Origin of the sequence: Enterobacter asburiae (assembly GCF_001521715.1) — a bacterium.
In the GTDB taxonomy this organism is placed as follows: domain Bacteria; phylum Pseudomonadota; class Gammaproteobacteria; order Enterobacterales; family Enterobacteriaceae; genus Enterobacter; species Enterobacter asburiae.
Genome location: NZ_CP011863.1, coordinates 2,758,372 through 2,771,471, shown reverse-complemented (window position 1 = coordinate 2,771,471; position 13,100 = coordinate 2,758,372). Strand labels below are relative to the sequence as shown.

10 protein-coding genes are annotated in these 13,100 nt (G+C 56.3%); 4 read left to right on the top strand and 6 right to left on the bottom strand.

What is annotated here, in order from left to right; all coding sequences use genetic code 11:
* Positions 1–42: 42 nt before the first annotated feature.
* The gene (locus tag ACJ69_RS13435) at positions 43–834 is read right to left on the bottom strand and encodes a DUF2950 family protein (RefSeq protein ID WP_059347835.1); all 792 of its coding nucleotides are present in this window, start codon (positions 832–834) and stop codon (positions 43–45) included.
* A 10-nt stretch (positions 835–844) separates the two neighbouring features.
* On the bottom strand, positions 845–2,404 hold the full coding sequence (locus tag ACJ69_RS13430; RefSeq protein WP_059347175.1) for a DUF3300 domain-containing protein: 1,560 nt from the start codon (positions 2,402–2,404) through the stop codon (positions 845–847).
* A gap of 399 nt (positions 2,405–2,803) precedes the next feature.
* Between ACJ69_RS13430 and acnB the strand changes: the two genes are divergently transcribed.
* Both acnB and yacL read left to right on the top strand, forming a co-directional pair.
* Positions 2,804–5,401, top strand: coding sequence for a bifunctional aconitate hydratase 2/2-methylisocitrate dehydratase (gene acnB / locus ACJ69_RS13425; RefSeq protein WP_059347174.1), 2,598 nt, complete (start codon positions 2,804–2,806; stop codon positions 5,399–5,401).
* Positions 5,402–5,591: 190 nt separating this feature from the next.
* Entirely contained in the window at positions 5,592–5,954 is a 363-nt protein-coding gene (gene yacL / locus ACJ69_RS13420) for a protein YacL (protein WP_023310423.1), read from the top strand.
* A gap of 31 nt (positions 5,955–5,985) precedes the next feature.
* On the opposite strand, the gene speD is transcribed toward yacL, so the two are convergent.
* The 3 genes from speD to ACJ69_RS13405 form a co-directional block, all read right to left on the bottom strand.
* Positions 5,986–6,780, bottom strand: a complete 795-nt coding sequence (gene speD, locus ACJ69_RS13415) for an adenosylmethionine decarboxylase (protein ID WP_059347173.1) — start codon at positions 6,778–6,780, stop codon at positions 5,986–5,988.
* A complete protein-coding gene (gene speE / locus ACJ69_RS13410) occupies positions 6,781–7,650 on the bottom strand; it encodes a polyamine aminopropyltransferase (RefSeq protein WP_039265690.1) in 870 nt (289 codons plus the stop codon).
* A 115-nt stretch (positions 7,651–7,765) separates the two neighbouring features.
* Positions 7,766–8,113 (bottom strand): YacC family pilotin-like protein, encoded by a 348-nt coding sequence (locus ACJ69_RS13405; RefSeq protein ID WP_014882582.1) that lies wholly within the window; start codon positions 8,111–8,113, stop codon positions 7,766–7,768.
* Between the two features lie 145 nt (positions 8,114–8,258).
* Between ACJ69_RS13405 and cueO the strand changes: the two genes are divergently transcribed.
* On the top strand, positions 8,259–9,827 hold the full coding sequence (gene cueO, locus ACJ69_RS13400; RefSeq protein WP_059347834.1) for a multicopper oxidase CueO: 1,569 nt from the start codon (positions 8,259–8,261) through the stop codon (positions 9,825–9,827).
* 136 nt (positions 9,828–9,963) lie between these two features.
* On the opposite strand, the gene ACJ69_RS13395 is transcribed toward cueO, so the two are convergent.
* Positions 9,964–12,354, bottom strand: coding sequence for a glucose/quinate/shikimate family membrane-bound PQQ-dependent dehydrogenase (locus ACJ69_RS13395; RefSeq protein WP_059347172.1), 2,391 nt, complete (start codon positions 12,352–12,354; stop codon positions 9,964–9,966).
* A gap of 208 nt (positions 12,355–12,562) precedes the next feature.
* On the opposite strand from ACJ69_RS13395, the gene hpt reads away from it, so the two are divergent.
* Positions 12,563–13,099, top strand: a complete 537-nt coding sequence (gene hpt, locus ACJ69_RS13390; protein WP_008501948.1) for a hypoxanthine phosphoribosyltransferase — start codon at positions 12,563–12,565, stop codon at positions 13,097–13,099.
* Position 13,100: the final 1 nt, after the last annotated feature.

The following is a 13,100-nucleotide window of genomic DNA, read 5'->3' as shown; positions in this document are numbered from 1 at the left end:
TGAAAAAAAGCGGCCAATGGCCGCTTTTTTTATGCGCTGCGTTTAGGGGGCCACGGGCTGCCAGGTTTTATCAGGGCTATAGGCGGCTAGCGCCCGAGCTTTCTGCTCTGAATCGCTGCCGAGATCGGACTGATACACCTTATCCTCCTGGTTTATCACAAAGCTCATGACGCCCGTCTGACCGTAGCTGACCGGCCAGGCGACCATCGCGAAACCGTCATTATCCGGCAGGATGCGGAAGCGATAGCCGTGATAGCCGGTACCAGGCTCTTTCGGGCTAAATGCCGGGCCGAGCGGGCTGGGCGCTTCGCCGGGCGAGGCTGGCCAGTACAAACCGTCTTTTTTGCCTTTCGAGCTGACAATCTTCTGCGCGTATTTCTGGTTCATCGCAAAATAGCTTTGCTGCGCATCAACATAGGCATGTAAGGCTTCAATGGCGGCGAGCTCGTTCCGCCCGATTTCGCGGGTCAGGATCTCTTCTGCCCCTTCTTTGATGTCGAACTGCCAGCCTGCAGAGGTTTTGATCACCGGGATGGGAAGCTGCCAGCCGCTGTCTCCGACAACCAGATGCGCCGTATCCCCTTCGACAACCGTGGTATGACGGACGTTCCAGTCGCGCAGGAAGCGATCGACAGCATCCGGATCAACGCCCTCAGGGGGCAGAAAATCGCGCCAGTTGTCACCAAGCAGGTTGGTCATCGCGCTCTCATTTTGCTCACTGATGGCTTTGGTCAGCGCATCGGTTGCCCGATCGGGCGTGCTAAAAGACTGCTGCGCCATCACCGAGGCCGAAAGCATGAATAACACCATTCCGCTGAGTAGTTTACGTTTCATGTCGGTTCCCTTAGCGATGTCGAATTTCACGGCGTTCAGCACGTCCACCAGACGCCTGACGCGGCTGCTGCTGGCGCGCAGCGAGCTGTCTGCTTTGCGCACCGCGCTGCTGCTGCGCCTGCCAGTTCGCCGAGCGGCTGTCGTTACCGCTCAGTGCATTGGCCCGGGGCTGGCTGCTTCGCTGCTGGAGAGAGCGTTGCTGCGCGGGCTGTGCAACCCGCTTCTCTTGTCTCTGCGCGGTGGTCTGGCGGTTTTCTCGCTGCTGCGTGGTGCTCCGCTTCGCCGTCTGCGGTTTAGTGTCGTAGCCACGGTAGTTGTTGCGCTGCGAAATCTGCTTCAGCTGTTCGCCTGAGGCCTGACGCTGCACGTCTTTCGTTCCGGTGCGCGCCGTTTGGGGGAAGGTTTTACCCGTGGACTTCTCCATCTGGCTCAGCGCGGCCTGACGCTGGGTATCGCGGTTAACCGGTTTTTGCTGCGTTGAGCTGAGCCCTGTTGCCGTGTTGGTGGCGTGGAAGCGAGTGTTGAGCTGGTTAGTCGGGTAGGGCACGCCTTCCCGATAGGCCGGGTTGTGCTGCCAGTTGCGGTTGGCGTCCGTCAGACGCTGTCCGCTGATTTTATTGAAGTTCTCAACGTTGATATTGATATTGTTATCACCGTTGCGGTTATAGCCGCCGTGATTATCCCAGTCGCCATGGTGATGATCCCAGTCATCGTCATCATCCCAGTCGATGCTGCTGAAGATGGCATAGGTTGTGGCGACGCCCAGGCTGAAGCCTAAACCGTTTACGAAGCTGTTGCCAAACTGCTCCCCGGGTGTAGGCGGGAGATAGGTGGGCGGATAGGCGGCGTTTGGCCAGGTCCCGTAAACCGTATTGGGGTTATAGGTGGGGACGTAAACAACCTGCGGATCGGCAGATTCAATTTTGATTACCGTTGGGGCGGGCGCGGACGTCGTGGTTGTCGTTGCCTCAGCGGTGCTGGTTTTCGCTGGCGCCGGTTTTGTCACGGTGGTGACCGTCTGCTGGGGAGTGGATTGTAAAGCGCCTGTCTTCTGCGCCAGCGCGCGCAGGCGCTGAACGGAATCCATCACGTCCTTCGGCTGCGCGAGAAACGCATCACCCAGATTTTGTACCCACGGCGGGTTTTCACCCATCAGGGACATAAGCTGAGGAAATGCGACCAGCGATTTTACGCTTGGATCCCAGGGCTGGCTGGCAACGGCCTGAATCGCGGCGTCCCCTTCCATTTTAGGGTTGTCTTTGGACCACTGCGCCGCCTGGATCACGTTGGCCGGATAGGTCGACGCCATTAAAATTTGCGACAGCAGGGCATCCGGGTAGAGCGCGATGGGAGCAACCCATTGATCGATTTGCGCGGCAGTGTAGGCTGGCGCGACAACAGGGGCGGGCTGGGCTGCGGCAGGCGCTGCCGGTGCAGCCGGTTGTTGTGCGACGGGGGCCGGCGCTGCGGGCTCCGTGGCGCGGCCTTTGACAAACATGACGCCCGAGGCGGCAAACAGCCCGGCACTGCACAAAAGGACGAGCAGATGTGGCTTAAAGGGCAACTTCATAAAATGACTCCAACGAGACAAGCGCTGTGCCGTGAGGCGTTACGGTTGGCGTGAGTATTATTCACCCGTCTTTTACTGTTTTGACTTTTATTGGGAAGCGTCCGGGGCGTCCGGATAAAGAGTGTGAGTATTTATTACACAATTATATCTGATGAAGAAAAAACTGAAGCGTCACGGTGCAGAAGATATCGCAAAATGATCCCCCAAATTCCCGCTACACCATGCTTAACGATTCAGCAAATTTTTTAATGTTGCTTTTTTGTAAACGGATTAACACTGTGCAGAAATCCTGCTATGCTGCCCGACGCGGTATCGGGCATTTACCCTACAAACTGCTGTCTCACAGGAGCGTGAAGAGAACGCCCGCCGCATATGACAATGAGAGCGAGGAGAACCGTCGTGCTAGAAGAATACCGTAAGCACGTAGCAGAACGTGCCGCCGAGGGAATTGTACCCAAACCTTTAGATGCAACCCAAATGGCCGCGCTCGTCGAGCTGCTGAAGAACCCGCCTAAGGGCGAAGAAGAATTCCTGTTAGATCTGCTGATCAACCGCGTACCGCCTGGCGTAGATGAAGCTGCCTACGTAAAAGCCGGATTCCTTGCTGCTATCGCCAAAGGCGAAGCCACCTCCCCACTGGTTACTCCTGAAAAAGCCATTGAACTGCTCGGCACCATGCAGGGTGGTTACAACATTCATCCGCTGATTGACGCGCTGGATAACGACAAGCTGGCACCAATTGCCGCTAAAGCGCTCTCTTCCACGCTGCTGATGTTCGATAACTTCTACGATGTGGAAGAAAAAGCCAAAGCAGGCAACGTCTATGCGAAGCAGGTGATGCAGTCCTGGGCTGATGCCGAATGGTTCCTGAACCGTCCTGCTCTGGCTGAAAAAATCACCGTTACCGTCTTTAAAGTGACCGGTGAAACCAACACCGATGACCTCTCACCGGCGCCGGACGCGTGGTCTCGCCCGGATATCCCTCTGCACGCCCTGGCGATGCTGAAAAACGCCCGTGAAGGTATTGAGCCGGATCAGCCGGGCAGCGTCGGCCCGATCAAACAGATCGAAGCTCTGCAGAAAAAAGGGTTCCCGCTGGCCTACGTGGGTGACGTTGTGGGTACCGGTTCTTCCCGTAAGTCCGCAACCAACTCCGTGCTGTGGTTCATGGGCGACGACATTCCGCACGTGCCAAACAAGCGCGGCGGTGGTCTGTGCCTCGGCGGAAAAATTGCGCCAATCTTCTTCAACACCATGGAAGATGCAGGCGCACTGCCGATCGAAGTGGATGTGTCAAACCTGAACATGGGCGACGTGATTGACGTTTACCCGTATAAAGGCGAAGTGCGTAACCACGAAACCAACGAGCTGCTGGCAAGCTTCGAGCTGAAAACCGACGTGCTGATCGACGAAGTGCGCGCCGGTGGCCGTATCCCGCTGATCATCGGTCGTGGCCTGACCACCAAAGCGTGCGAAGCGCTCGGTCTGCCGCACTCAGACGTGTTCCGTCAGGCGAAAGACGTGGCGGAAAGCGACCGCGGCTACTCGCTGGCGCAGAAAATGGTTGGCCGCGCGTGCGGCGTAGCCGGTATTCGTCCAGGCGCGTACTGCGAGCCGAAGATGACCTCCGTGGGCTCTCAGGACACCACTGGCCCAATGACCCGTGACGAACTGAAAGACCTGGCGTGCCTGGGCTTCTCTTCTGACCTGGTGATGCAGTCCTTCTGCCACACGGCGGCCTATCCGAAGCCGGTTGACGTGACCACGCACCACACGCTGCCAGACTTCATCATGAACCGCGGCGGCGTGTCTCTGCGTCCGGGTGACGGCGTCATCCACTCCTGGCTGAACCGCATGCTGCTGCCGGATACCGTCGGTACCGGCGGTGACTCCCATACCCGTTTCCCAATCGGTATCTCTTTCCCGGCGGGCTCCGGTCTGGTGGCGTTTGCTGCTGCGACCGGCGTGATGCCGCTGGATATGCCGGAATCGGTACTGGTGCGCTTCAAAGGTAAAATGCAGCCGGGTATCACCCTGCGCGACCTGGTTCACGCGATCCCGCTGTATGCGATTAAACAGGGCCTGCTGACCGTTGAGAAGAAAGGGAAGAAAAACATCTTCTCTGGCCGCATTCTGGAAATTGAAGGTCTGCCGGACCTGAAAGTTGAGCAGGCGTTCGAGCTGACCGATGCCTCCGCCGAGCGTTCTGCGGCGGGCTGTACCATCAAGCTGAACAAAGAGCCGATTATTGAGTATCTGACCTCCAACATCGTGCTGCTGAAGTGGATGATTGCAGAAGGCTACGGCGACCGTCGTACGCTGGAGCGCCGTATTCAGGGCATGGAAAAATGGCTGGCCGATCCGCAGCTGCTGGAAGCCGATGCTGACGCAGAGTACGCGGCGGTGATCGACATCGATCTGGCGGATATCAAAGAGCCAATCCTTTGCGCACCGAACGATCCTGACGACGCGCGTCCGCTGTCTGAGGTTCAGGGCGAGAAGATCGACGAAGTGTTCATCGGATCCTGCATGACCAACATCGGTCACTTCCGTGCTGCCGGTAAGCTGCTGGATACCCACAAAGGCCAGCTGCCAACCCGTCTGTGGGTGGCACCGCCAACCCGTATGGACGCGGCTCAGCTGACCGAAGAGGGCTACTACAGCGTGTTTGGTAAGAGCGGTGCGCGTATCGAAATCCCTGGCTGTTCCCTGTGTATGGGCAACCAGGCGCGCGTAGCCGACGGTGCGACGGTGGTTTCCACCTCTACCCGTAACTTCCCGAACCGTTTAGGTACCGGTGCGAACGTATTCCTGGCCTCTGCGGAGCTGGCGGCGGTTGCGGCGCTGATTGGCAAACTGCCAACGCCGGAAGAGTACCAGACCTTTGTGGCTCAGGTGGATAAGACCGCGGTGGATACCTATCGCTATCTGAACTTCGACCAGCTTTCTCAGTACACCGAGAAGGCCGACGGGGTTATCTTCCAGACGGCAGTATAAACAGCAAAACCGTCTCTATGAGACGGTTTTTAGTGTTTGCACCCTCTTCTGTGGGAGAGGGACGGGGTGAGGGCATCAGGCCGCAGGGTCTTGCTCTCACCTTTTTATTTTCATTCCTCCCACCTCTCCCGCTTTTTTTCTTCCTCGCTGCTGCGATAATTACCTTAATGGCTTTGCAGAGGAAAACACTATGGATTACGAATTTCTGCGCGACATCACCGGAGTGGTGAAAGTGCGTATGTCGATGGGCCACGAAGCCGTTGGACACTGGTTTAACGAAGAGGTGAAAGAAAATCTCGCACTTCTTGATGAGGTTGAACAGGCGGCAAATACGGTGAAAGGCAGTGAACGATCCTGGCAGCGCGCCGGGCATGAATATACGCTGTGGATGGATGGTGAAGAGGTCATGGTGCGTGCCAACCAGCTCGAGTTTTCAGGTGACGAGATGGAAGAGGGTATGAGCTACTACGACGAAGAAAGTCTGTCGATGTGCGGCGTAGAGGATTTCCTTCAGGTGGTAAATGCTTACCGCGACTTCATGAAACAGAAATAACAGACCGGAGCATCCCTGCTCCGGTTTACTTTTACACGGTCGGAATATTGCGGCCGTAGTAGATCTCGCGCATCTCTTTCCAGAGCAGGTCAGTAATTGCCTTACGCTCTTCTTCGCTCAAATCTTCCGGCTTCGTGTGGAACATATAGTGCTTAAGGTCGAATTCCTTCAGTAACATCTTGGTATGGAAGATATTTTCCTGATACACGTTCACGTCCATCATGTCGTACAGCGATTTCATGTCCTCGGACATAAAGTTCTGGATGGAGTTGATCTCGTGGTCGATGAAATGCTTCATGCCGTTGATATCGCGGGTAAAACCACGCACGCGGTAGTCAATGGTGACGATGTCCGATTCCAGCTGGTGAATTAAATAGTTCAGCGCGTTCAGCGGGGAAATCACGCCGCAGGTCGACACTTCAATATCGGCGCGGAACGTACACAGCCCGCCTTCCGGGTGACTCTCCGGGTAGGTATGTACGCAGATATGGCTTTTATCCAGGTGGGCCACGACCACTTCCGGCAGCGGGCCCGGATGTTCCGTTTTGTCGATAAGCTTCGGGTCGACCGGCTCTTCGCTGACCAGAATAGTCACGCTGGCGCCCTGGGGTTCATAATCCTGTCGGGCGATGTTCAGGATGTTTGCGCCAATAATGGAACAGGTTTCTGACAGGATCTCGGTCAGACGGTTGGCGTTGTAGAGTTCGTCGATATAGGCGATGTAACCATCGCGTTCTTCCGCTGTTTTGGCATAGCAGATATCGTAAATACAAAAACTCAGGCTTTTCGTCAGGTTGTTAAAGCCATGCAGTTTAAGCTTTTTCAATTAGCTCACCCCCTTAGTGGATAATGCGTCCTGCAGGTACTGTGGCAGCGCAAACGCTGCGGTATGAATAGCCGGATTGTAGTATCGGCACTGAAGACCGGCCTGATGAAAACGGGCCTGAATAATTTCGGTGGATAGATGGCGCAGCACGTCGTTATCCGTCGCCCAGGCAAAGGTCATGATCCCGCCGTAGTACGTCGGAATGGCCGCCTGATAGAAGCTGACGTCCTCGAAATAGGTGCTGAGCTTACGATGGCTGTCGAGCGCTTCATCCTGCTGCAGGAAGCAGACGCCATTTTGTGCGACGAAGATCCCGCCCGGGTTCAGGCAGCGCTTGCAGCCTTCGTAGAAGGAGGAGGTAAACAGCGACGCGCCGGGGCCGATAGGGTCGGTGCAGTCGGAGATTATGACGTCAAAGGTCTGCGAGGTCTGGTTAACAAAGTTAACGCCGTCGTCAATCACCAGGCTAAAGCGCGGATCGTCATAGCTGCCGGCATTGTGGTTGGGCAGGTACTGGCGGCAGAATGAGACGACGCCCGCGTCGATTTCCACCATGGTGATGGTTTCAATGGAACGATGGCGGGACACTTCACGCAGCATTGCGCCGTCGCCACCGCCGATAATCAGGACATGCTTCGCGTGTCCGTGCGCCAGCAGCGGAACGTGGGTCATCATTTCGTGATAGATAAACTCGTCGCGCTCGGTGGTTTGCACCACGCCGTCCAGCGCCATCACGCGGCCAAAGGCGGCGTTTTCGAAGATGATGAGATCCTGGTGATCGGTTTTCTCATGATAGAGCACGTTATCAACGGCAAAGTACTGACCAAACTGGTCATGCAGTGTTTCATGCCACAACGTGTGGTCGGCCATACGCGGACTCCTCCTGTGTAAACATCCATTACGCTCATAAAAAATGAGCGAAACATGATAGCTAACTATAACCGTGGTTGCACGGCTATAGGTTCAACAGGGGGCGTCGGGAAGGTTATTTGACGTAGGCGAGCAGGCTGAGTGAGTCGCGAGCCAGCGCTTTACATTTTTTGGCAGTGGGAATACCAATACCGCTCAAGTCACGGTAGCTGTCTTCGCCGAGCGCCTTCATGTCGAAGCTGTCGTAGTTGCTGAGATCCCACTGGTTTTGCTGGGCAAAAAAGACCAGCGCGCGGCGAATCTGCCCGTTGGGTAAATTCTGGTAGCCACAATCATTTTTCAGGAATACAAAAACCGCCGTTAAATCGGCCATATCTTCCGCTTCATTTTCACTTAGCGCATAGCTGTTCGCACACATTGCCATCAGGCTTCCGAACAAAATTGTCCTGAAAAACGTCTTCATTGCTTCTACCACTTCTTCACGGAAAATTAACGTTAGCATACTTGATGCCGGTGCGACGATCTTTATTATTGCCGCTTTACTTGACCTTCCGGTAAGGGGAGGGTTTATGCTCAAAAGATCGCCTGCAGGAAATAAGGAAATGAACATGCAACGTCGTGATTTTTTAAAATATTCCGCTGTGCTGGGGGCTGCCAGCGCATTACCTCTCTGGAGCCGCGCGGTTCTCGCGGCTGACAGGCCAGCCTTACCCATCCCTGATTTAGTGACCGCTGATGCGCGAAGCCGTATCCAGCTTGTGGTGCAATCGGGCAAAACGACCTTTGGTGCAAATACCGCCACAACCTGGGGCTATAACGGAAATCTCCTTGGCCCGGCGCTCCAGCTGCGCAAAGGAAAAACCGTTACCGTCGATATCCATAACACACTGTCGGAAGAGACGACGCTGCACTGGCACGGGCTGGAAGTGCCGGGCGAGGTGGACGGCGGGCCGCAGGGCATCATCAACGCGGGCGGCACGCGCAGCGTCACCTTTACGCCCGATCAGCGCGCGGCGACCTGCTGGTTCCATCCGCATCAGCATGGCAAAACGGGCCATCAGGTGGCGATGGGGCTGGCGGGGCTGGTGCTAATTGAAGACGACGAAAGCCGCCTGCTGCGCCTGCCGAAACAGTGGGGCATCGACGACGTACCGGTGATTGTGCAGGACAAGAAATTCAACGCTGACGGGCAAATTGACTACCAGCTGGACGTGATGAGCGCGGCGGTAGGCTTGTTTGGCGACACGCTGCTGACCAACGGCGCTATCTACCCGCAGCATGCCGCGCCGAAAGGCTGGCTGCGCCTGCGCCTGCTCAACGGCTGTAACGCACGTTCGCTGAATTTTGCCGCCAGCGATAAACGCCCGCTGTATGTGGTAGCCAGCGACGGCGGCCTGCTGCCGGAGCCGGTGAAGGTGAGCGAGCTGCCGATGCTCATGGGCGAACGCTTTGAGGTGCTGGTGGATATCAGCGACGGCAAGCCGTTTGACCTCGTGACGCTGCCGGTGAGCCAGATGGGGATGGCGGTCGCACCGTTTGATAAGCCGCATCCGGTGCTGCATATTCAGCCGCTGCTGGTGGCCGCATCCGGCACGCTGCCTGATACGTTAACCACTTTGCCAGCTCTCCCGTCGCTGGAGGGGCTTACGCAGCGCAGGCTGCAGCTCTCCATGAACCCGATGCTTGATATGATGGGCATGCAGGCGCTGATGGCGAAATATGGCGATAAGGCGATGGCGGGGATGCAGCACGGCCAGATGATGGGACACATGAATATGGACCACGGCAAAATGGGCGGCATGGGAAACATGAATCACGGCGACCATGGCTTTGATTTCCACAACGCCAATATGATCAACGGCAAAGCGTTCGACATGAATACGCCGATGTTTGCTGCGACAAAAGGGCAGTTTGAGCGCTGGGTGATTTCAGGCGAAGGGGACATGATGCTGCATCCGTTCCATATCCACGGCACACAGTTCCGCATTCTCACAGAGAACGGTAAAGCGCCGGATGCGCATCGCGCGGGCTGGAAAGATACGGTGAGAGTGGAGGGTGGCGTCAGCGAGGTGCTGGTGAAGTTTGACCACGAGGCGCCGAAGGAGTTTGCCTATATGGCGCACTGCCACCTGCTGGAGCATGAAGATACGGGGATGATGCTCGGGTTCACTGTTTAAAACAGTGCGGCCTGATGCCCTCACCCTGGCCCTCTCCCACGGGGAGAGGGAACAAACACAAAAACGGCAACCGAAGTTGCCGTTTTGCATCTTTCCGTAGGCCGGGTAAGGCGTAGCCGCCACCCGGCTCTTTTAGTTACTTAGCATCGTCAGGCAACGCATACGCGACGATGTAGTCGCCCATCTTCGTGCCAAACGAACCGTGACCGCCCGCTGAGATGACAACGTACTGCTTGCCATTCACTTCATAGGTCATCGGCGTGGCCTGTCCACCAGCCGGCAGACGGCCCTGCCACAGTTTTTCACCGTTGGTCATGTTGTACGCGCGCAGGTAGTTATCTGCGGTTGCCGCGATGAACAGCACGTTACCGGCGGTGGAAATTGGGCCACCCAGCATCGGCATACCCATATTGAACGGCACCGGAACCGGCATCGGGAACGGCATGCTGTCCTGTGGCGTACCAATACGTTTTTTCCACACGATCTGGTTGGTTTTCAGATCCAGACCGGAGATATAACCCCAGGCCGGCTGTTTACACGGCAGACCAAACGGAGACAGGAACGGGTTCAGCGTTACGCCAAACGGCACGCCGTACTGCGGCTGAATACCGGCTTCGGTACCGCTGCCTTTCGCGTCTTTCGGCTGCTCCATTGGGTTACCCGGACCGCGTGGGATCAGACGGGAAACGAACGGCAGCGCCATCGGGTTGGCAATCGCCACCTGACGGTTCGGGTCGACGGAGATCCCGCCCCACTCGAACATCCCCAGGTTACCCGGGAAGACCAGCGTGCCCTGCTCAGACGGCGGCGTGAAGATGCCCTCATAGCGCAGCTGGTGGAACATCACGCGGCATACCAGCTGGTCAAACATGGTGGCACCCCACATGTCTGCACCGCTGAGGTCTTTCTTCGGACGGAAGCTCAGGTCAGAGAACGGCTGGGTTTTGCTGACGTAATCGCCTTTCGCCGCGCCCTGCGGAACCGGTTTTTCCGGTGCTGGCACAACCAGCTTACCGTTGCTGCGATCCAGGACGAAGATGTTGCCCGTCTTGGCCGGAGCGTAAATCACCGGAACGGTTTTGCCGTCAACGGTAATGTCCGCCAGCGTCGGCTGGGACGGCATATCCATATCCCACAGATCGTGGTGAACGGTCTGATAGCTCCACGCCAGCTTGCCGGTGGTCGCGTTCAGCGCCACGATAGCGCTTGCATAACGCTCCTGCTCCGGCGTGCGGTTACCGCCCCAGATATCTGGCGTGGTCACACCCATTGGCAGGTAGACCAGGTCCAGCTTCGCGTCATACGCCGCTGGTGCCCAGGAGTTTGGCGAGTTAAAGGTAAAGGTGTGCTCGTCCGACGGGATCGCGTTTGGATCTTTCGCGCCCGGGTCGAAGGCCCACAGCAGTTTACCGGTGTTCACGTCGAAACCACGGATAACGCCGGAGGTTTCACGCGTGGAGAAGTTATCCGTTACCGAACCGGCAATCACGATGGTTTTATCGGTGATGATTGGCGGTGAGGTTGGCTCATACAGACCCGGCGTGGTGTCCGGCATGTTGGTCTGCAGGTTCAGGATACCTTTGTTGGCAAAGGTTTCGCACAGCTTGCCCGTTTCGGCGTTGATGGCGAACAGACGGCCATCGTTCACCGGCAGCATAATGCGGCGAGGACAGTCGGCAACCACTTCCGGGCTGGCATTCTCGGCGCGCGCTTCGTGGTAAGAGACGCCACGACAGGTGACGTGCTGGAAGGACGGGTTGGAGTTCAGCTGCGGATCGAAGTGCCATTTCTCTTTACCGGTGGCCGCGTCGAGCGCGAACAGACGCTGGTGCGCCGTACACAGGTAGAGCATATTGCCGACTTTAATCGGCGTGACTTCGTTGGTCAGCTCGCCCGGATCGTTCGGCATCTTCACATCGCCGGTACGGAATACCCAGGCTTCCTTCAGGTTCTTCACGTTGTCCGCGTTGATCTGCTTCAGCGGAGAGTAGCGTTGACCTTCCTGGTTACGACCATACGCAGGCCAGTCGCCGTCCGCCACCTGAGAGATAGCCGCAGCAGGCGTGGATTCCGCGTTCAGCGTACCGTTGATCTCCTGTGGATCGTTAAAACCGGCCCAGGTCAGGATGCCGCCGGTAATCAGCAGGGCAACAACCAGGCCCGCCACCGCACCGCTGGAAGGTACAATCAGGCGACGCCACACGAACGGCAGGATCAGCCAGATACCGAAGAATACCAGGATGTCGCTGCGCGGCGTCAGTGCCCAGAAGTCAAACCCGACTTCCCAGACGCCCCAGATCATGGTGGCAAGAAGGAGGGCGGCATACAGCCACAGTGCAGATTGTTTTCTACGCAACAGCAGGACGGTTACGGCAACCATAACCAGACCCGCTATCGGGTAGTACCAGGAGCCGCCTAAAGCGACCAGCCAGACGCCACCGATTAACAGATACAGCGCGCAGAAGGCTGCGAATGCGGCTGTTAATGTCACCAGTAGACGCGGCTGTTTAGAGTTTGTTTCAGCCATAGAAAGTGTACTCGTCAGTTTTTGTTAATAATTTGCTAGCAACTAATTATAGGTATTAACAAGTGTGATCGGAATCACAATATTTGCTTTTTATAACTCATACGCCAGGGTTATCCATTTGCTGATATAATGGCGGGCTTGCGTATCGATGCCGGAGATGAATTCACCAGCATTGAGAGATTTTCATTAAAATCATTTGGTTAGTAATATGAAACATACTGTTGAAGTGATGATCCCGGAAGCCGAGATCAAAGCGCGTATCGCCGAACTGGGTCGTCAAATCACCGAACATTACAAGGACAGCGGCAGCGAAATGGTGCTGGTCGGTCTGTTGCGCGGCTCTTTCATGTTCATGGCAGACCTGTGCCGTGAAGTGCATGTGCCCCATGAGGTCGATTTTATGACCGCCTCCAGCTACGGCAGCGGCATGTCCACTACCCGTGATGTGAAAATCCTGAAAGATCTGGATGAAGATATTCGTGGCAAAGATGTGTTGATCGTTGAGGACATCATCGACTCCGGCAACACGCTGTCAAAAGTGCGCGAGATTCTGAGCCTGCGTGAACCAAAATCTCTGGCGATTTGTACGCTGCTGGATAAACCTGACCGTCGTGAAGTGCAGGTGCCGGTAGAGTTCGTGGGCTTCTCGATTCCGGACGAATTCGTCGTCGGTTACGGCATTGACTACGCGCAGCGTTATCGTCATCTGCCGTATGTTGGGAAAGTGGTATTGCTGGACGAGTAAT